General features: G+C 36.7%; 16 protein-coding genes. 10 read left to right on the top strand and 6 right to left on the bottom strand.

Annotation, left to right across the window (positions count from 1 at the left end; all coding sequences use genetic code 11):
* The first annotated feature begins 138 nt into the window (after nt 1-138).
* Entirely contained in the window at nt 139-1,866 is a 1,728-nt protein-coding gene (nagZ, locus tag ACWPVE_RS03045) for a beta-N-acetylhexosaminidase (RefSeq protein WP_453990587.1), read from the top strand.
* Between the two features lie 167 nt (nt 1,867-2,033).
* Here the strand turns inward: nagZ and ACWPVE_RS03040 are convergent, their stop codons facing one another.
* Nucleotides 2,034-3,176 (bottom strand): MFS transporter, encoded by a 1,143-nt coding sequence (locus tag ACWPVE_RS03040; protein WP_453990586.1) that lies wholly within the window; start codon nt 3,174-3,176, stop codon nt 2,034-2,036.
* A 152-nt stretch (nt 3,177-3,328) separates the two neighbouring features.
* On the opposite strand from ACWPVE_RS03040, the gene ACWPVE_RS03035 reads away from it, so the two are divergent.
* The 5 genes from ACWPVE_RS03035 (at nt 3,329) to acnA (ending at nt 10,252) form a co-directional block, all read left to right on the top strand.
* On the top strand, nt 3,329-4,198 hold the full coding sequence (locus tag ACWPVE_RS03035) for a LysR family transcriptional regulator (protein WP_453990585.1): 870 nt from the start codon (nt 3,329-3,331) through the stop codon (nt 4,196-4,198).
* Between the two features lie 132 nt (nt 4,199-4,330).
* Nucleotides 4,331-5,311 carry a tripartite tricarboxylate transporter substrate binding protein gene (locus tag ACWPVE_RS03030; protein ID WP_453990584.1) on the top strand — a complete coding sequence of 327 codons (981 nt, stop codon included), beginning with the start codon at nt 4,331-4,333 and terminating at the stop codon, nt 5,309-5,311.
* Nucleotides 5,312-5,384: 73 nt separating this feature from the next.
* The gene (gene prpB / locus ACWPVE_RS03025) at nt 5,385-6,293 is read left to right on the top strand and encodes a methylisocitrate lyase (RefSeq protein WP_453990583.1); all 909 of its coding nucleotides are present in this window, start codon (nt 5,385-5,387) and stop codon (nt 6,291-6,293) included.
* 12 nt (nt 6,294-6,305) lie between these two features.
* Entirely contained in the window at nt 6,306-7,445 is a 1,140-nt protein-coding gene (locus ACWPVE_RS03020) for a PrpF domain-containing protein (protein ID WP_453990582.1), read from the top strand.
* A 116-nt stretch (nt 7,446-7,561) separates the two neighbouring features.
* Entirely contained in the window at nt 7,562-10,252 is a 2,691-nt protein-coding gene (gene acnA / locus ACWPVE_RS03015; RefSeq protein WP_453990581.1) for an aconitate hydratase AcnA, read from the top strand.
* A 15-nt stretch (nt 10,253-10,267) separates the two neighbouring features.
* Here the strand turns inward: acnA and ACWPVE_RS03010 are convergent, their stop codons facing one another.
* From ACWPVE_RS03010 to ACWPVE_RS02990, 5 genes are all read right to left on the bottom strand, one after another.
* Complete coding sequence (locus tag ACWPVE_RS03010) at nt 10,268-11,773, bottom strand: tripartite tricarboxylate transporter permease (protein ID WP_453990580.1); 1,506 nt, start codon at nt 11,771-11,773, stop codon at nt 10,268-10,270.
* A 16-nt stretch (nt 11,774-11,789) separates the two neighbouring features.
* Nucleotides 11,790-12,239, bottom strand: coding sequence for a tripartite tricarboxylate transporter TctB family protein (locus ACWPVE_RS03005; protein WP_453990579.1), 450 nt, complete (start codon nt 12,237-12,239; stop codon nt 11,790-11,792).
* A gap of 219 nt (nt 12,240-12,458) precedes the next feature.
* The gene (locus tag ACWPVE_RS03000; protein ID WP_453990578.1) at nt 12,459-13,142 is read right to left on the bottom strand and encodes a response regulator; all 684 of its coding nucleotides are present in this window, start codon (nt 13,140-13,142) and stop codon (nt 12,459-12,461) included.
* A gap of 20 nt (nt 13,143-13,162) precedes the next feature.
* Nucleotides 13,163-14,749 (bottom strand): ATP-binding protein, encoded by a 1,587-nt coding sequence (locus ACWPVE_RS02995; protein ID WP_453990577.1) that lies wholly within the window; start codon nt 14,747-14,749, stop codon nt 13,163-13,165.
* A gap of 159 nt (nt 14,750-14,908) precedes the next feature.
* Nucleotides 14,909-15,415 (bottom strand): antibiotic biosynthesis monooxygenase family protein, encoded by a 507-nt coding sequence (locus tag ACWPVE_RS02990; RefSeq protein ID WP_453990576.1) that lies wholly within the window; start codon nt 15,413-15,415, stop codon nt 14,909-14,911.
* A 249-nt stretch (nt 15,416-15,664) separates the two neighbouring features.
* On the opposite strand from ACWPVE_RS02990, the gene ACWPVE_RS02985 reads away from it, so the two are divergent.
* From ACWPVE_RS02985 to hemY, 4 genes are all read left to right on the top strand, one after another.
* Nucleotides 15,665-17,803, top strand: a complete 2,139-nt coding sequence (locus tag ACWPVE_RS02985) for a transglycosylase domain-containing protein (RefSeq protein ID WP_453990575.1) — start codon at nt 15,665-15,667, stop codon at nt 17,801-17,803.
* A 212-nt stretch (nt 17,804-18,015) separates the two neighbouring features.
* Nucleotides 18,016-19,053 (top strand): uroporphyrinogen decarboxylase, encoded by a 1,038-nt coding sequence (hemE, locus tag ACWPVE_RS02980; protein WP_453990574.1) that lies wholly within the window; start codon nt 18,016-18,018, stop codon nt 19,051-19,053.
* Nucleotides 19,054-19,076: 23 nt separating this feature from the next.
* The gene (gene hemH / locus ACWPVE_RS02975; protein ID WP_453990573.1) at nt 19,077-20,009 is read left to right on the top strand and encodes a ferrochelatase; all 933 of its coding nucleotides are present in this window, start codon (nt 19,077-19,079) and stop codon (nt 20,007-20,009) included.
* Between the two features lie 362 nt (nt 20,010-20,371).
* Nucleotides 20,372-21,802, top strand: a complete 1,431-nt coding sequence (gene hemY, locus ACWPVE_RS02970) for a protoporphyrinogen oxidase (RefSeq protein WP_453990572.1) — start codon at nt 20,372-20,374, stop codon at nt 21,800-21,802.
* Nucleotides 21,803-21,812: the final 10 nt, after the last annotated feature.

Raw genomic sequence — 21,812 nt, 5'->3', positions numbered from 1 at the left:
TTATTGTATAGGAAAAAATAAAACTCAATCATGTTTAGAGTAGGAATTACGTCACGGGCACCTTTTATTTTACAAATGTAACATTTTTAGTTTAAAAGGAGTCAAATTTTATAGAAGAAAAAAGCAGGGAGGTAGCCTATGTACAAAAAAGGATTACTATCAATGTTGATTGGTGTACTCTCCGTTACTATCGTGATTGGCTTTTTATATGTATTTTTTGAAGTGGATCATGAGCAGCCAAATGAACAGAATGCACCGAGTGAGGAGTCTACTCAGCCATCAGAAAAGAATGACTCCGAAGGAGAGATAGATCCTTCCACAGAAGAAAAAATAGGTACTCATGAACTGGTTAGTGAAATTTTATTAAAATCAAAAACAGGGAAAGTTCCACAAACTTCTTTTATAGCTGGGCAAACAAAGATTCAAGAAATACACAGTCAATGGGGGCAACCAACCAAAATTGACAAAACTTCGGTTGGTGATTTTGTGGTGTATTCTGATCATGAAGTTACTATCGGTATTAAGGACGAATTGGCATTTGATATTCGCTCTTATCATTCAGATTTAACGAACATCTCTTTTCATGATATTAAAGAAGCGATAGGTGAGCCAGATGAGATTAGATATTACCAAGATGACCATGTTAATCAAATTATTTTAATTTATCAAGTGAATAAGCACTTTCAGTTAAAGTGGATATTACCAAAGCCGACGGAGCAAGTGCCAAACCCAACAGTTCATCATATTTCAGTCGTGACAAACCTTCAATCAACAGATAATGAAGATGAAAGTCTAACGTTAGAAGAAAAAATAGGTCAAATGATTTTTGCTGGGATATCTGGTACGAAAATGAATGAAAATATGAATCAATTAATTAGAAACTATCATGTCGGTGGGATTATATTTAATGGTGATAATTTAGTAACTCCAAAACAAACGGTTACTTACTTGAATCATATTAAGCAAGCAAATGAGGGGCAAATTCCATTGTTTTTTGGAGTGGACCAGGAAGGTGGCAGAATTTCGAAGTTACCAGGAGGACTAAAGGATTTTCCAACAAACCTAGAAATCGGTAAAATCAATAATCCAAATCTCTCATTTGAAATCGGCAAAACCCTAGGAAAAGAGCTTCAAGCATTTGGGTTTAATGTGAATTTTGCTCCTGTACTCGATGTTAATAGTAATCCAAAAAATCCAGTAATTGGAAATCGTTCTTTTAGTGCTAATCCAGAGATTGTAAGTAGGCTTGGGATTCAAACAATGAAGGGGTTGCAATCTCAGTCTATTATTTCAGGTATCAAGCACTTTCCAGGTCATGGGGATACACATGTAGATTCTCATTTAGAGCTACCTAAGGTTGAAAAAACACTTGCGGAGTTAGAAAGTCTAGAGTTGATTCCATTTCGCGAGGCCATAAATGATGGGGCAGACATGGTAATGGCTGGTCATATCTTAGTACCAGCACTTGATCAAATCTATCCATCCTCCATGTCAAAAACGCTAATCACCGACATCCTACGAAATCAACTAGGTTTCAATGGAGTGGTTATAACCGATGACTTTTTCATGAAGGCCATCACCAATGATTATGAGATTGGTGAAGCTGCAGTTCAATCTATCAAAGCTGGTAGTGACATTATTATGGTTGCTCATGACTTTAACAAAGTGGTTCGCGTCCATCATGCAATAAAAAATGCAGTCAAAACTGGGGAATTAACCGAAGAAAGAATCGATGAAAGTGTGACAATAATCCTTGAATTGAAGGAAAAATATCAACTAGACAATACAAAAACAAAACATGTGGATATAGATAATCTGAATCAATCCATCCAACAAGTTCTAGACAAATTATCAAAAGGGAAATAGGGACACAGTTAATACTCATTGAAATACTGGTGAAACCAGTAATTTTAAGCAAATCACTTCAGTCTGCTACTATCAGATAAAAATAACAAATGGCAAGGGAGAAAAGTGATTCGTTTTTCTCCCCTGCCTAACTTTTTAACACTTATTGAAAGACCTCATTTACCATTTTACGAAGCTAATTTATTTTTCTTTTCAGGCTTAATTGCAAATAATCCCCCAAGTAAAAATGTTCCACTGATAAAAAATACGGAAAAGATTCCTGCCCATGAACCAACTACTCCAAAAAAGACAGGGGCAATTAACTGTGATAAGCGATTTGAAGCAAGGCGTAGACCAAGTACTTCACCTGTTCTGGATTTCGGTGATGCATTATAGGTTGTTGTCATAGAAAGCGGTTGGCCACATCCTAAACCAAGTCCCATTAGAGCACTTAATATACCCAATATAATGACGTTTCCTGTAAAGGGTACTAACAAAAATGAAATACCCGCCATAAAAACGGATGCCATTAAAACATAATCTCTCCCAAGCTTTTCGGCTAAGAGTGGTAAAAAGACACGAACGACAATCATGGCTAAACCTTGAATCGAGATAATCCATCCAATTGTTGATGTAGAAATGCCGTATTGTTTGGCAAATAACGGAAAGTATGCAATGAATATGTCTTTTGAATATAGAACAAGAGCACTTGAAATTAATGCTTTCCGTAGTAAAGGCATTTTTAATAATCCGACAGAAGCAGCAATCTTCATTTTTTGTTTAGGTTGTCGCCTACGTAAGACAGGAATAAATAAAGTCATAAAAATCGGTATGACAGTAAGACAAATTGATGCAAAGAAAACAGAAGAATAAGAAATGTGTTCACCCAAGTACCCACCGAAAATTGGCCCAATTACCGCTCCTAGTGCTGTAGCAATCCCCCATAAACTGTAATATTGATCCCGTTTATCCTCTGTTGCAATGTTTCCTAAAATATTTTGTAAGGAAACCGTGATAAACACTGCAGCTGTCCCAACAATTAATTGTGAAATAAATAAACTGATGAGTGAAGGAAAAGAATACGGGAGAATCATTCCGATTGAAATTCCAATGAGTCCAAGAAAGACTGGTAACCGGTCACCTACTTTATCGGCAACCCTCCCAGCGTAGATGGCAAAGATGAGTGGAAAAAAGGCAAAAGCTGCCGTTAAAATGCCAATATCGAATGTATTTGCCCCCATCTCAGACGCATATAGCGTAATAATTGGTCTAGTTGTGTTTAGTGTTGTTTGAAATACCGTACTTATAATAATGACAATCCAAAGTATCATGTTTCTTCCCCTCGCCTATTAACCTCAATCTTTATAATGTATGGATAAATATAGTATATTAATAGATATAAGTAAAATACTGGATTTGAATGAAGAATCATAAGATTTTTGAATATCTAAAGTGCTAGTAAGCAAAAGGAGGATAGGAATAAATGCGTAGTGAAGATTGGGAAATCCTTAAGGTACTATATGAAAATAAAAATATTACAAAGACGGGAAAGGAATTGTTTATCTCACAACCTGCTTTAACAAATCGGATTAAGCAAATTGAAAAGGAATTTGGAGCAAAGATTATTAATCGCGATAGACGAGGAGTCAGATTTACTCCTCAAGGAGAATACTTAGCAAAAAGCGCAGAGGAAATGATTGTAAAACTTAGACAAATAAAAGAAAAATTGAGAAATATGGAGAGTGACGTTGCTGGAACGATTCATTTAGGTGTTTCAAGCTTTTTCACCAAATATAAACTTCCACAATTGTTAAGAGAGTTTAGAAAGCAGTATCCAAATGTAGAATTCAAGGTAACAACTGGATGGAGTCGGGACCTTTTCCATTCCTTATATAAAAAAGATATACATATTGCGTTTGTTCGAGGTGATTATACATGGCTTGAACAAAAACAACTATTATTTGAAGATTATCTCTGTGTTGCTTCAAAAGAGGAAATCGAATTAAAGAACTTACCAAATCTGCCGCGTATTGATTATAGAATGGATAATTTCTTGAAATCGATTGTTGATCACTGGTGGATGGAAAATTTCACAAAACCGCCAATCGTAACAATGGAAGTTGATCAAGTTGATACTTGTAAAGAAATGGTAGTGAATGGGCTAGGTTATGCAATCATGCCAGGAATGATCTTAAAGGAAAATGAAGACATCCGAAAGATATATATAAAGGATAAAAAGAATAAACCATTAATCCGAAATACATGGATGCTTTATCATGATGAATCAATAGAAGTGAATATAATTAACACATTTGTTTCTTTTATTTCATCTATTGATTTACAGGAACTATAAAAATATGTGAACTTTATGAACAAAATGATGTTTTTGTCGTTAATATCCTTTAAATTGAAAACGGTTACATAATTAAAAAATGAAAGTAAGATAAGGTTGTGAATGGTAAGAAAGATAAGAAGGGGTGGAACAATGAAAAAAGTATTTTCATTTGTAGCAATTTTATCTTTATTATTTGTGGCAGCCTGTTCTTCAGGTGCATCAGGAGACAAAGGTTCATTTCCAAAAGGAAATATTGAACTTGTAGCACCTGCAACTCCAGGGGGAGGTTGGGATGCAACTGCTAGAGCAATCCAAAAGATTTTTAAGGATGAAGGTATTGTGGACCAAAATATTAATGTTGTCAATAAGCCTGGTGGTGGTGGAGAAATAGGTTGGCAGTATCTTTCTACCAAAGATGCACATCATTTAGCGATTAACTCCAGTCTTTTGATTACAAATAACCTATTAGGTCAAAGTGAACTCACATATGAAGAGTTTACTCCACTCGCGATTTTAACAACTGAGTGGATTTCCATTGCAGTTGGAAATGATTCTAAATTTGAAACTGCAAAAGAAGTAATGGAGCAATTAAAACAAGACCCAACATCCTTAACGATTGCTGTTGCACCAGGGTTAGGTAACAATGATCACCTATCTTTCGTTCAAGCAGCTAAAACATATGGTGTTGACGTGTCAAAATTAAATTTCATGATCTATGAAAGTGGCGGAGATGTAGTAACCGCACTTTTAGGTGGTCACGTTGATGTGGCAACAATGGCGGTATCAGAGTCTAAAGAACAGCATATCGCTGGTAACTTCAGAGTAATAAGTGTTTCTTCTGAAGAAAGAATCGAAGGTTTAGAGGAAGTTCCAACTTGGCAGGAACAAGGTGTAGATATGGTATTCCCTCACTGGAGAGGGATTATGGGACCTAAAGACATGTCAGAGGAAGAAATTGCATACTGGGATAAAGTAATCAGTGAAATGGTTGAAACGGATGCGTGGAAAGACCTTGTAAAAAACAATGAATGGTCTCCTTACTACCTCGATAGCAGCGAGTCAGTTAAATTTTTAGAGGAACAAACAAAAATGTATGATGAATTAATTACTGAATCCGGACTTGTTGATTGATGTTGAGGACCCTATTTTATAGGGTCCTTCATACTTTGAGAATACGATACATCTATAGAAAAGAGGGAAAATCATGACATGGCTTATCGAACATCAAAAAAGTCAGAAAGAATTAGCAGAAGAATTTAAGAGGTTAATAGAAGAAAAGTCCATCCTTCAAATTATGGGTACACATGACGGAATGGCTGCCTTAATGGCAAAAAAAGTTGGTTTTAAAGCACTTTATTTATCGGGTGGGGCTTATACTGCAAGTCGAGGCCTACCTGATTTAGGGGTGTTACATTCTCAGGAAGTGGCAGAAAGAGCACGTGATATTATCCGTGCATCCAATTTACCACTTTTAGCAGATATCGATACAGGATTTGGTGGAATCTTAAATGTTGCCAGGACTGCAAAGGAAATGGTTGAGGCAGGTGTAGCTGCTGTCCAAATTGAAGATCAAGATTTACCAAAAAAATGTGGCCATTTAAATGGAAAAAAATTAATTCCTATTGATGAGATGGAACAAAAAATAAAAATTTTGAAAGAAGTTGCTCCATCATTAATAGTGGTTGCTAGAACAGATGCGCTCTCTGTTGAGGGTAGAGAATCAGCTATTCAGAGGTTAAGAAAATATATGGAAGCTGGGGCAGATGCCTTATTTCCTGAGGCACTAAATACTGAAGAGGATTTTAGAGCTTTTAGCATGGAATTTGATATACCATTACTAGCAAATATGACTGAATTTGGAAAAACCCCCTATTATACAGCAGAAGAATTTGAGTCTTTTGGCTACTCGATGGTCATTTATCCAGTTACATCGTTACGCGCGGCTGCAAAAGCATATGAAAAAGTATTCTCGCAAATTTTTGAAAAAGGAACACAGCGTGATGTATTAGACCAGATGCAAACACGCAAAGAGTTATATGAAACAATTAAACTTCATGACTATGAAGAGATGGACAAAGAAATCGCAAAGACTATTGTTCCAGAAGTGAAGTAAGGAGGTGCTACCATGTCACAATTTTCAGTTCGGTGTGTGGTTTACAGGGGGGGCACAAGTAGGGGACTTTTTTTTCATGAAAATGACCTGCCAGTAAATAAACAATTAAAGAATAAAATCTTTTTAGAAGGAATAGACGCCTATAATCCAACGCAAATAAATGGTCTTGGAAGTGGAACATCCCACACGAGTAAAGTTATCGTTATTTCAGAGCCCACAGTAAAGGGGGCCGATCTAGATTATACATTCTATCAAATTGGTATTGGTGAGGAAGTAGTTGATGATGAAGGTACTTGTGGAAATCTAATGGGGGCAATCGGGGCATTTGCTGTTGATGAGGGAATTGTCCAAGCAAACCAGAATGATGAGTGTGTTACTGTTAATGCCTTTAACAAAAATATTCATAAAATGATAAAAATGCGCGTACCTATATCGAACGGTCATGCAAAGGTATCGGGTGATTATTTGATGCCAGGGATTGTTACCCCTGGTGCAAAAATTATCGTTAACATCCTTTCTCCAGGAGGTGGAAAGACAGGAAGTACACTACCGATCGGAATAAGAACAACGCTATCAACGAAAAAAAGAGATTATGAAGCAACCTTTGTCGATATCGTAAACCCTTTTGTATTTGTGGCTGCAAGTAATTTTGGATTACTTGGTTCAGAGCCTAACCAAGTAATAGGATCTGATAGTACCTTATTGGATGAACTCGAAGAAATTCGGTTGAAAATGGCAGTTTCAAGTGGAATGGCAAAAAATGAGGAAGAAGCTAGAGCGATTCCATCTATTCCAAAGATAGCACTTGTTGCAAGTCCACATGATTATGGAACCTCAACAGGAAAACAGATTAAGGCCGAGGACATTGATATCGTTGCAAAAATGGTTTCAATGAAGAAATTGCATCGAACTTTTGCTGGAAGCGGATTATATAATCTGGCTGCCGCTGTTTTGCTTGAAGGAACCATTCCTAATAAAACTTCTAGAAAAAAAGAAGCGGGAGATATTGAACAAATCATACGAATTGGACATCCAGAGGGAATAGCGGAAGTCCGTGTTGCTCTATCTAAGGATAAAACTGATGTGGTATCTGTTGGTTTGGACCGAACGGCACGTAGAATTCTAAAAGGTGATCTTTATATTCCTCATTAAGTGTCTTTAAAGCCTGAATATAGGAACAAGACTGTCCTGTAGTGGCGTTTTTGTACAGCAGCGCAAGTGCTTCAACTAGAATGCTTATTTAAATGCACATCAAAGGAGGACATGGAATGAGTGTAACAGAAGTTTTTTCTAATTTAAAAAGAACTCTACATGTTGATGGAAAGGACTATCACTATTATCGGATAAATGATTTAGAAGCCATGGGTTATCCTGTCTCATCACTTCCATATTCAATTAAAATGCTACTGGAGGCAGCAATTCGACATAATGACGGTAAACATATTACTTCTGCTCATATTGAACAACTAGCAAACTGGAAGACTATGCAATGGGAAAAAAAAGAGATACCATTTAAGCCTGCTAGGATCGTTTTTCAAGATTTTACGGGTATCCCTGCTATTGTTGATTTAGCTGCAATGAGGGATGCCGTGAATCGAAAAGGTGGAGACGTCTCTCACATTAATCCCCAAATACCTGTTGATTTGGTAATTGACCATTCCTTGATTGTTGATCATTCTGGTAATCAGGAATCCTACTCAGCAAATCTAAAGCTTGAGTATGAGCGGAACCTTGAAAGATATCGCTTTGTTAGATGGGCACAAAGCAACTTTACCAATTTTAGAACCGTCCCCCCCTCGAACGGAATTGTTCACCAGGTAAATTTAGAGTATCTAGCTAGTTCTGTTGTCACAGAAACGGAAAATGGAGAAACAATAGTTTACCCTGATTCCGTAGTAGGAACGGATTCTCATACGACAATGATCAATGGACTTGGAACAGTTGGATGGGGAGTTGGAGGAATTGAAGCAGAGGCAGCCATGCTTGGACAACCTCTTTATTTCGTACTTCCCGAAGTGATTGGAATAAAGTTAATTGGGAATCTTCAAGAAGGTGTTACTGCAACGGACCTAACCTTGACAATTACGAACATCCTGCGAAAAAAGGGAGTAGTTGGAAAGTTTGTAGAGTTTTTTGGTAAGGGATTATCGAGTATTTCTTTAACTGATCGTGCAACGATAGCTAATATGGCACCAGAGTACGGTGCAACAATGGGATATTTCCCAATAGATGATGTAACGCTGGACTATCTTGAGCTTACAGGTCGTGGAGATCATCGAAAATTAATAATGGCATATTATGAAGCACAAGGGCTTTTTAGAAAAGATAAATCCCCCGATCCACAGTTTACTGAAACAATAGAGGTGGATTTGTCTTTAATCAAACCAACTCTCGCAGGTCCGAAAAGACCACAGGATAGCATCGAATTGTCCTCAATGAAGCAAGAGTTTACCAGAATTATATCAATGCCTGTTAGTTCTGGAGGATATGGTATAGATGAATCAGTTTTAAATAAGCAGGTGGATTTACCAGATGGAAGTAAAATCGGTACAGGATCGCTTGTATTAGCTGCAATTACGAGCTGTACAAATACATCTAATCCAAGTGTGATGATAGCGGCGGGTCTAGTTGCGAAAAGGGCGATGGAATTAGGTCTAAAGAAGCCATCGTATGTAAAAACAAGCCTTACTCCTGGTTCCCGAGTTGTGACCAAGTATCTTAAAGAAACAGAACTATTACATGCTTTAGAGGAGATTGGTTTTTATTTGGATGGTTATGGTTGTGCAACTTGCTGTGGAAATAGTGGTGCTCTGATTCCTTCAGTTGAAGCAGCTATTAAGGATAATAACCTCCTCGTTGCCTCGATTTTAAGTGGAAATCGGAATTTTGAGGGGCGAGTACATCCATTAATTAAAGCAAATTATTTAAGTTCACCTCCATTAGTTGTAGCTTATGCACTCGCAGGTACTGTGAAGATTGATTTCTATTCCGAACCAATTGGGAAAGGAAACAATGGGAAATTAGTTTATTTACAAGATATATGGCCAACAACAGATGAAATAAATGAAATAATTAGTTCTTCAATTACAAGTGAGATGTTTAAGGAAGAATACGAGCATATTTTTGAAAATGAAGCATGGTTATCGATCGAATCTACAAATGGTCCTCTCTATAAATGGGATAATCGATCAACATATATTCAAGAGGCTCCGTATTTCAGTGAAGTGAGCTCTAACAGCAAACAAGATTCATTATTTAAAGATATCAAGACATTATTGATGTTAGGTGATTCCGTTACAACGGATCATATTTCTCCTGTTGGACAAATTCCATTAAATAGTCCAGCAGGTTTATATTTAAATGAAAAAGGTATACCAGTTCGTCAATTTAATTCTTATGGTTCAAGAAGAGGAAATCATAATGTCATGGTTAGAGGGACATTTGCAAATATTCGAATGCGAAATAAATTGGCAGATGGTAAAGAGGGGGGCTATACAAAATATTTACCTACAGGAGAAATAATGCCAGTCTATGACGCTGCTATGAGGTATAAAAACGAAAATAAGAGTCTATTGATCATAGCAGGAAAAGAGTATGGTACCGGTAGTTCACGCGACTGGGCTGCAAAGGGAACGGCATTATTAGGTGTAAAGTTCGTCCTTGCCGAGAGTTTTGAGCGTATCCATCGCAGTAATCTTGTAGGAATGGGAGTATTACCGCTACAATTTTGTGAAGGGGAGAATGCAGAGATCTTACAATTAGATGGAACCGAGGACTTTGAAATAAAAGGTTTGAATGAAACGATTAAACCAGGTCAACAGGTACGCATTGTTGCTACTAACAGTGGTCAAATGGAATCTAAAGAATTTACTGCGATGGTACGCTTAGATAGTCTAGTAGAAGTCGACTATTATCAAAAAGGAGGTATACTACAATCAGTTCTTGAAAAACTTATATAAAAAGTAAACCCTTAGCTAGGAGCTAAGGGTTTTTGTATTACCAGCTTTTTTCTTTCTTCTGTTCATGAATAATGGATAAGTAAGTGATAATAATGTTAAGATGATTAGCGTAATTGCAATAGGCGAACCAATAAATATATCTAGGCTACCTTGACCTGCTACAAGGCTTTTTCTGAAGTTTTGTTCCATATCAACCCCAACAATAAGTGCTAAAATCATAGGAGCAATAGGGAAATTGTATAGTTTTAAGAATAAGCCGATAAATCCAAAAAGGATTAAAATATAGAAATCTAGGATGGTATAGTTCATTGTATATGCACCGATAAATGCAAGGATTAAAATAATTGGATAAAGAACCTTAGCAGGTACATCTAATATTTTTATAAATACACCAACCATTAGTACGTTTATAAGAAATAAGAAAATATTCCCTAAAAATAAAGCGTCAATTAAGCTCCAAACCATATTTGGGTCACTTTCAAACAGTAGCGGACCTGGTTTGACACCTAGCATAACAAGAGCTCCTAACATTACTGCTGTTGTTCCAGATCCAGGGATACCCATTGTTAAAAGTGGAACAAATGCACCGACAGCTGCTGAGTTGTTGGCTGTTTCAGGTGCAGCTAACCCTTCAATGGCCCCTTTACCAAACTCTTCAGGACGTTTTGAGAGTTGTTTTTCAGTACTGTATGCCATTAATGAAGCAATCGCACCACCAGCACCTGGTAATACACCTACGAGAAATCCAAGTGGAGAGCTACGCCACATTGGCCATTTTGAACGTTTCCAATCCTCTTTTGTGATCCAAACACGTCCAAGCTTGTGTTTCTTACCAAGTGGATTATCAATTGTTAAATAGTTATATAAAATTTCACCAATAGCGTATACACCAATAATAATAACTAAAAAATCAATTCCATCACTAAGGTGAACGTTACCAAATGTATAACGATATACCCCAGTTTGAAGGTCAATTCCTACAGTAGCGAGTACTAATCCAATTCCCATTGAAATAAATCCCTTTGTCATATTCCCCAGAGAAAGGGAAACAACTGCTGATAAAGTGAAAAGCATGAGTAAAAAATACTCTGCTGGACCAAACTGTAACGCGAATTTTGATAGTGGTTGAGCTAATAACATAAAGCCAATAACAGCTACAAATCCACCAATCAGTGATCCAATTGCCGTAATGGCAATTGCTGGGCCAGCACGACCAGCTTTAGCCATCTGGTACCCATCAAATGTTGCTGCTACTGCTGATCCATCACCAGGTGTATTAATTAATATCGAACTTAGTGACCCACCGTACATAGCTCCGTAATAAATCGTTGCCATTAAAATTAAAGCACTAGTGGGGTCCATACCAAATGTAACAGGTATTAAAACCGCAATAGCTGTAGCGGGTCCCAAGCCTGGGAGCATACCAACAATCGTTCCTAAAAACCCACCAAATACAACAAATAATATATTTTCTGGTCGAAGGACGGTTGTAAATCCTTCAAGAATTCCTTGTATATCCATGTTATCCCCCCTTAATCTATGGTAAGCTGACGTCTAATAATTGAGTAAAGGCATACCATGCCCCTAAACTAAATAGTACAGCTACACTAATATTGACTTTCCATTTTTCTTTTCCATTTACGATAAATAATATAGCCATCATGAAGAGGATCGTTGAGAGTAAGAATCCAAATCTTTCAAAAATAAGAGTATAAATGAGTGACAATACTAGTGTTGAGATGATAAGAAAGGGTGCTCTGCCTTTAAATAATAACTGGACTTCATCATTCTTTGGATAGTGATGCTTAAACTCTTTAATAAAATAAATAACACTTACTACAAAAAGAAAAATACTAACTATTAATGGAAAATACATCGGACCATTAGGATCTCCCAATTTTGCTTTTGGAAGATTGATAGTTGATATAAAATAGAAAATACTAATTAGAATTGAAATGGTCGGTATGATTAATCTTGAAGCCCCCATTTTATAACCCCTTTCTAACATTACTTTTGTTGAGTTTAATTTTTTTGTGAATGAAACACAGCCGAACTAGCTGCTCTTTATTAACCCTTATAGATATAATAAAAGTTCTGACACACATATGTAACCGTTTTCAAAATAAGTAATATAAAAACCGATAAATACTTTTTGTTCATTTTGTTCATGAAAAAGCATCTTGAATCCAGTTCAAGATGCTTTTGATTACTTTATTTTTGAGTATTTTCGTTCGGGTCTACCTACTATCCCATATTCTAACTCTGCAGTTACTTCATTGGTTGAGGCTAAGTATTCTAAGTATCGTCTGGCTGTTGTTCTTGAAGCTCCCATACGTTCTCCCATTTCTTCTGCAGTGATACCTGCATCCAACTGGCTAATAATTTCTTTTACCTTTTCTAGTGACAGGGGATCAATGCCTTTTGGATAATGGATTTTCTTTTCAAGCGTCTGTATGGGTTTACCTCCGAAATATTGGTCTGCTAATTTTTGATCGACCTCGTCCGTGTTGTTAAGAAGTTGTTTCTTTTCAATGTATTTTTTTATAGTCTCTGTAAATTTTTCAACGGTTACAGGTTTGATTAAGTAATGAAAGACTCCACTTCGAATCGATTCTTCTAAATGTTGTTTTTCTGTTGCAGCGGTAATCATAATGATATCTACATCTGGATGGAGGTGCCGAATAATGGGGAGAATTTGCGTCCCCATTTTGTCCGGCATATAAACGTCTAATAATAGTAGATCAATATTCTCATGTTTTTTTAACCATTCAAGTGTTTCTTTTGCATTTGAAGACTTTCCGATCAACTTCACATTTTCTATTTTTGTAAGAAATTGTTCATGAATAGACGCTACTCTAAAATCATCTTCAGCAATAAGGACATTGATCATGAGCCTACCTCCTTATAATTCTATTTTTTCTTGGGTAAAAATACTGTAAAAATAGCTCCACTATTTTTCCCGTTTGTCACTTCAATTGAACCGTTTAATTTAAGTACAACGTTTTTTACATTCCAAAGTCCAAAACCTCGGTTTTTTTCTCCTTTTGAAGATTTCCCTTTGTGGAAGAGGTGAGGGACTGTCTCATTAGGAATTCCTTTGCCGTTATCACTAACTTCGAAAACGATGTCATTCCCAATATCAGTTACAAAAAACGTGATTTCTCCTACTTCTTGTATTACTTCTTCAATTGCATTATCAATAAGGTTGCCAATAATAATGATGCAATCTGTAATGGAAATATGTTCTGGTAACTCAGATAGAGAACTATTTTCATCGATTATCAAATTTACCTTTTTTTCAGAAGCTTTTCCAATTTTACCGAGTAAGATAGCTTGTATCTTTGTGTCTTTTATATGATTAAATAAAAGGTCATTTTGAAAGTTTAATTGATTAGTTTCTTCTTGAATCATTGCAACCGCTTGCTCGTATTGTTCAAGTTGTAACAAACCAGACAGCACATATAATTTATTCGTAAATTCGTGGGTTTGTGCCCTTAAGTCTTCAGAGTAGTTTTTAATCTCTGTTAGTGTATCGACCATTTTTTTAATTTCTGTTTTATCTCTAAAACTTGCAACCACTCCAACTGTCTTTCCATTCTCAATAATAGGCATTCGGTTCACAATTAGGACGCGATTATTAAGAATCATCTCGTCATCGGTTTCATCTAGATTTGTCTCTAAAACTCTAAGCATTTTTGTACTAGGTAAGATTTCTTTTATAGGTTTATTTATACTGTCCTTAGATATTCCAAGCATTTGTTCTGCAGAATTATTCAGTAGAGTAATGTATCCAATCTGATCAATGGCAATTATTCCTTCTTTTACTGATTTCAATATCGCATTTCTTTCTCGAAATAAGGAAGCGATTTCATGAGGTTCAAGACCCATTATGTCATTACGAATACTTCTTGCTAATAGAACTCCACCAAATAAACCAATCACTAAAACAATAATAGCGATAAATAGGGTTTTAAGTAACTTTTGATGTATGCTTTCCTGAATCTCACTTTTTAGGAAGCCGACACTTACTACACCAATTAGCTGTTGACCATGTTCTTGTGTGATGATTGGTGCTTTTCCCCATAAAATCTGGCCTAATTGATTATCTGTTTCTACCGTATAATAGCTACCAAAAACAATAGCTTTATAGTTTTCACGATCGAATGCAGAATGATCAAAATCGACGGAAGGATATGTGATATTTAGTCCATCTTTATATTCAATGAGTACATAGTCTGCACCCACTTGATTTCCGATTTGTTGTGTTATAGCAAGTATAGAACCTTCCTGCAAGTCTTGATGCGAAACATCATTTATTACGGGTATTAATGAAATAGTCCTCGAAGCTTGAAGCGCGAGCTTTCTCATTTCTTCATGAGTGTCTTTAGCTTCATAGTAAATAAACATCCCCGTTAATACTGTGATTACAAACACAATCAAGGTAACAATTAATGTAATGATTTTTGTTTGTAAGGTAATGTTAAAGAATTTTAACATGTGTCTCTCTCCGATGACATTAAAATATATATCTATTATATCGGAATTTGTCAGAAAATCACCAATATTTTAAAACATTAATGCGGTCTTAGTGTTAGGTTTAATTTCACTATGGTAGACGAGTACAAGGAACTTATTTCAATAACTAAATGTCCGATTCTATTCATCTTTTAGTACATGATAGGTCTTTGTGTAGACAGGGCCAGTGAAAACAGTTTGGGTAAGACCTGCTTTTGTTTTATGAATGACAAGTTCAAGCTGTTTGAATGATGCCGAGTGGGTCCAATCTAGGTAAAATGATTCTTTGACCCAAAAGCTTGCGATTACAAAGGTGTCGTTTTTAATCGGGCGAAGTACTCGAAATGCCACTAATCCAGGAGTGCTGTGAAAGAGAGAATTCAATTGGATAATATTGTTTTCAAAAAGTGGCTTTCCTTCTTCTGAAACAGGTACATATGTCAATGCTGCAAACCCCGCGCAGTCAATTTCCCCTGAGCCAGTATGGACTTCATATCTTTTTGGTGCAGCAAATACAGACTTCTTTGTTGTTTCATGAAGTAAAATCGCCGTTTCGTTATTATAAAAGGCAATCATGTTTTTATTCTTATGCTTTATTTGTAGCTTTTTTAAAAAATCAACTGTACCAAATGCAATATAAAAATTCATGTTACTCCTCCTTTACGTTTTGAGTTTAGCGTCATTGGAATTTTAATTGGGCCTTATGCCAATCGTTTTAGATGGTAAATTCAATACATAGTGAGAAACTTTTACAGTTATACTAAAAGATAACATAATAAAACAAGCTAAGAAAAATATCTGAGAATAAATGAGACATCGATAAAATTTTTCTTTCATTAATATAGAGCTTCGTTTACACAAGATACATGTTTTTAAACATTCCAAGGAGGGTATTGTATGAAGAAGAGATTAATTCTATTGTTTATTACTATTATAGGTTCGTTTGTCCTTGGTTTGTGTGGGTATTTGCTTATCTTATATGCAGGTGACTATGTGATTGATGACAAAAAGCTTGTGATGAATTCAGCAACCAAGCTTATTGATGAGGAAGGGCAATTTATTACGAAATTATATTATGAGAATCGTGACCTTGTAAAAATTAAAGATATTCCAGAATATGTACAACAGGCATTTATTGCAGTTGAAGATACTAGGTTTTATCAACATCATGGAATTGATCTCCAGGCGATTGGAAGGGCGATTTACAAGGATATTGTTGCTGGGGGGAAGGTAGAAGGAGGTAGTACGATAACGCAACAACTTGCAAAAAATGTATTTCTAACAAATGAAAAGACTTTTTTGAGGAAAACGAAGGAACTAATCATTGCAATTAATTTAGAAGAAAAATATTCAAAGCAAGAGCTCCTTGAAATGTATCTAAATCAAATCTATTTTGGTCATGGTTCATACGGAATTCAGTCGGCATCTAAGTTTTATTTTAATAAAAATGTAAGTGAATTAACTGTTGAAGAAGGGGCACTCCTTGCAGCCATTCCTAAAGCACCTTCTACATATTCTCCCATTTTGCATCCTGAAAAAAGTAAACAAAGACGTGATCTCGTGATTAGCTTAATGGAAAAGAGAGGCTTTCTACAACCAGAAGAAGCGGTTAGGGTACTTGGAAAGACATTATCTTTAGACATACATGAAATAGAGAGGGATCCAGCTTTATTAACATATATTGATATGGTTTTTGAAGAAGCAAAAACGCGATATAAGCTCTCAAATGAGGAGTTATTAAGAGGTGGCTATACAATCACTGTTCCTCTTCATTTAGAAATACAAAAAACAGCCTACGAGTTATTTAAGGATCAAAAGAACTTTCCAGGTGTAGATGATCAAGTGGAAGGCGCCTTTGTTCTCCTTGATAACGATACAGGGGGTGTTCTTTCTGCAATAGGAGGCAGGCATTATGTCAGTCGTGGGATAAATCGAGTTGTAGTTAAGCGACAGCCAGGATCGACAATTAAGCCATTAGCTGTTTACGGGCCTGCACTAGAGGAGAATGGCTTTGAACCTTATTCCTTGTTGGTGGATAAAAAGCTATCCTATGGGGACTATGAGCCAAGCAATTTATCTGGAATTTATAAAGGGAAAATATCAATGTACGATGCATTAATTGAATCTGCAAATGCACCAGCAGTTTGGATGCTAGATCGACTTGGAATAGACACGGCTAAAAAATATTTGACAAAAACTGGGATTTCAATTCCTGATCAAGGGTTATCAATTGCGCTTGGTGGACTAAAAGAAGGGATTTCTCCAATCGCAATGGCAAAAGCATATCGTGCATTTGCCCGAGATGGGAAAGTAATTGAACCACATGTGATTAGTAAAATTGTCAATCGTGATGGAAAGGTGATAGGTGAGGCATCTCGTCATGAGACCGAAGCATTTTCAAAACAAACAGCTTGGTATATGACGAGGATGCTTGAAGGGGTCGTGGATAATGGAACAGCAAAAGTTGGTTCATATTCAGGTGCACTTGCAGGGAAGACGGGAACAACTAATTTACCAGGTGTGAAAGACGGTATCAAAGATGCCTGGTTTGTTGGATTTACACCATCTGTTGTTGGGGCCATTTGGATGGGATATGATACATCAAATGCTACCCATTATTTAAAAACAGGAAGTGCTTCAGCGACGAAACTATTCAAGAAGATTCTTGATCAATCAGAGCTAAAACAAGTAACCGCGTTTTCGACTCCTAAGGATGTGGAAGAGCTTGAACCCCCAATACGTCTATTTGAAATTACAGATGTCAAAGCTAACTTAACTTTCAAGCCACTTGGACTTTTTACGGTTACACTTAATTGGACACCAGGAAAAGATGAACGCATTGAATATCGAGTCTATGAAGAAAGTTCAAATACTGTTAAATATGTCGGCTCTGTTAGAGGCAGTGGGAAATTTGAAATTGAAAATGTAAATATATTTTCAATGCCTTCATATTTTATAGTCCCCTATAATTCACAAACGAAAGAAGAAGGGATTCAATCACAATCTATAAAACCTACCTTATTTTCAAATAAATAAAAAATTCCAAGTTCGAAAGGGGGGTGTTCTATTCATCACCCTTGGTGAATGTTCGTCAAATTTTTGACATTTGCCCCCGTTTTGTATACAAGGATAGTAGAAACAATTATAGTGATAGAGTGAGGAGATAGAATGTACGATTAATAAAAACCAAACTTACTATGCTATGATAATAAATATTTGTGAGGATGTTGAAAGGTAGGTAAATACATATGCAAAAGAGTTTCAATGATACATTATTAAGGGCGGCTAGGGGTGAAAAGACTGAGCACGTACCTGTCTGGTATATGAGACAAGCGGGACGTTCCCAACCTGAGTACCGGAAAATTAAAGAGAAATACGGATTGTTTGAAATTACACATCAACCAGAACTTTGTGCTTATGTAACAAGACTTCCAGTCGAGCAATACGATGTAGATGCTGCAATTCTTTACAAAGATATTATGTCTCCGCTACCAGCAATGGGAATAGACGTTGAGATTAAAGCAGGAGTTGGTCCTGTTATCAGCAACCCAATCCGTTCTGTGAAGGATGTTGAGAAACTGGGTGAAATTCATCCTGAAGAAGATGTTCCGTACGTGTTAGAAACCATTAAGCTTTTAACAACAGAACAACTTTCGGTTCCATTAATTGGATTTGCTGGAGCACCATTTACACTAGCGAGCTATATGATTGAAGGTGGGCCTTCAAAAAACTATAATAAAACGAAAGCTTTTATGTATGCTGAGCCAGAAGCTTGGTTTGCACTAATGGATAAATTAGCTGAAATGACCATCACATATGTGAAATCGCAAATTGCTGCAGGCGTTAAAGCTGTGCAGATTTTTGACTCTTGGGTAGGGGCACTTAATGTTGCAGATTACCGTCATTTCATTAAACCTGTGATGCATCGTATTTTTACTGCTCTACGTGAGGAAAATGTACCTTTAATTATGTTCGGAGTCGGTGCAAGTCACTTGGCATTAGAATGGCATGACCTACCAATTGATGTAGTTGGTCTTGATTGGCGTTTGCCTATCATGAAAGCAAGGGAACTAGGGATTACGAAAACGGTTCAAGGAAACCTAGACCCAGCAATTTTATTAGCACCATGGGATGTTATTGAAGCAAAAGCAAAAGAAATCTTAGACCAAGGAATGCAACAACCTGGGTATATTTTCAACCTCGGTCATGGTGTTTTTCCAGAAGTTAAACCAGAAACTCTTAAGCGTTTGACTACATTCATCCACGAATATTCAAAGAATAACTAATCTAGCTTTTTGAGGTGTATGAAATGACAAAGAAGAAAATGGGTTTACTCGTAATGGCATACGGTACTCCATATAAAGAGGAAGATATTGAACGATATTACACACATATTCGTCACGGACGCAAGCCATCAGAAGAGAGTTTAGAGGATCTACGCAACCGTTACGAAGCGATCGGTGGTATATCTCCACTTGCTAAAATTACAACTGAACAAGCGGAAAAACTAGAACAACATTTAAATGAAATTCAAGATGATATTGAATTTAAAATGTATCAAGGGTTAAAACATATCGAGCCTTTTATTGAAGATGCAGTAAAACAAATGAATCAGGATGGAATTGAGGAAGCGGTGAGTATTGTACTTGCGCCACACTTCTCAACTTTCAGTGTGAAATCCTATAATGAACGTGCGAAAGAAGAAGCTGAAAAACTTGGTGGGCCGAAGATTACATCCGTAGAAAGCTGGTATAAAGAGCCTAAATTTATCAATTATTGGGCAAATCAGGTTAAACAAGTATATGCTTCAATGCCTGAAGATGAAAGAGAAAACGCAGTATTAATAGTATCTGCTCATAGCTTACCAGAAAAAATTATTGCTGCAGGGGACCCATACCCAAATCAATTACAAGAGACGGCTGATTTGATTGCAGAAGCAGCAGGTGTGAAAAATTATGCAATAGGTTGGCAAAGTGAAGGGAATACCCCTGAGCCTTGGTTAGGACCAGATGTTCAAGATTTAACAAGGGATCTATATAACCAAAAAGGCTATAAAGCATTTGTGTACATTCCAGTAGGGTTTGTTGCTGATCACTTAGAGGTACTCTATGACAATGATCACGAATGTAAAGTCGTTACCGAAGAGCTAGGTGTTAGCTATTACCGTCCAGAAATGCCAAATGCAAAGCCAGAATTTATCGATACATTGGCTACAGTGATTTTAAAAGAACTAAACAAATAAATTTTCATTGAATGTATATATTTGATGAGTGTTCAAAAAGGAGGATGAAAAGGACCGCGTCGACAAGACCCCGACGTCCTGTCGCAATGTCGACACTAGCACGTCCTTTGCGTCGAAAATTCGAGCGGTGAAGCTTTGATTGAGTGGCGGAACGTATGAGTTGATACGTGGGCAAATGTTCTAGCACGAAGGAAAAGTGATTTTCCTTTTCCAAGGAACTAAAAAAGGCTAGCCAACGAGCTTCTACAGGATGTGGTGAATTCGAGTTTGACAAGGACGTGTCGGCTTTTAGTCGAAGTTCCACATCCGATGTTCATTTTCATCCCATTTTTTGACATACTATTGAAAGAAGGCGATGTTAAGTGAGTAATCAAAAGGTAGTCGTAATAGGTGGTGGGATTACTGGTTTAACGGTAGCTTATTATCTCCAGAAAGAGGCAAGGGAGAAGGGCTTAGATATAAAATGTACCCTTTTGGAAGCGAGTCATAGACTAGGTGGAAAAGTTCAAACAGTTGAACGAGATGGTTTTGTGATTGAAAGAGGTCCAGATTCATATTTAGCAAGGAAAAAAAGTGCCTCTCGACTTGTCAATGAAGTAGGTCTAGGGGATAAATTGGTCAACAATACTGCTGGTAAATCATATGTTCTTGTAAATGGAAAGCTTCATCCGATGCCAGGAGGTTCGATTATGGGGATTCCAACTCAAATCGGGCCGTTTATTACGACGGGGTTGTTTACGCCTTTCGGTAAATTACGTGCAGCAATGGATTTTGTGCTGCCACGAACATCTGATGATGGCGATCAGTCACTTGGACAGTTTTTTAGAAGAAGACTAGGAAATGAGGTTGTAGAAAACCTTATTGAACCATTGTTGTCAGGAATTTATGCAGGAGATATTGACCAATTAAGTTTAATGTCAACTTTTCCACAATTTTACCAAGTAGAGCAAAAATACCGAAGTCTAATTGTTGGTATGAAGCAAACAACACCACCAAAACCAAAGACAAATGGTGCAACAAAATCTGCACCAAAAGGCCAATTTTTAACTGTAACTACAGGCTTGCAATCATTTATCGATGCGATAGAAGCTAAGCTCGAACCAGGAACTGTATTTAAGGGAATTAAGGTAGAAAGTATTGAGAAACAAAATAATCATTATGAAGTGAAGCTCAACAGTGGTGAAACCATTACAGCTGATAGCGTGGTACTAGCAACACCACATCATGTTACTCAATCTATCTTTAATCAATATCCATTCTTCGATTCCTTTAAGAATATGCCATCTACCTCCGTTGCAACAGTGGCAATGGCTTTCCCAGAGGAGGCAATCAAGAAAGATATTGATGGAACAGGTTTTGTTGTCTCCCGTAATAATGATTATATTATTACGGCTGTTACGTGGACTCATAAAAAATGGCCTCATACAACTCCTAAAGGTAAGGTTCTTCTGCGTTGTTATGTTGGAAAAGCGGGGGACGAAGCAATCGTCGATCAAACAGATGAGGAGATTATCAAAGTGGTCCTCGATGATTTAAATAAAACGATGGACATTACGGACCAACCTGAATTTTCAATTGTAACAAGGTGGAAGGATGCGATGCCACAATATACAGTTGGTCATAAGGATAGAGTTGAAACGATTAAACAGAATGTCGCTGAACACTTACCTGGTGTCTTCTTAGCGGGAAGTTCTTATGAAGGTCTAGGTCTACCTGACTGTATAGACCAAGGAGAAGCAGCAGTAAAAAATGTTCTCGAATTCCTAAAAGAAAATACACCAGTACTCGTATAAAAAAGGAAGG

This window comes from Bacillus nitroreducens, from assembly GCF_964021195.1.
Note: the sequence above shows the minus strand (reverse complement) of the source record. Positions and strands in the feature narration are given on the sequence as shown.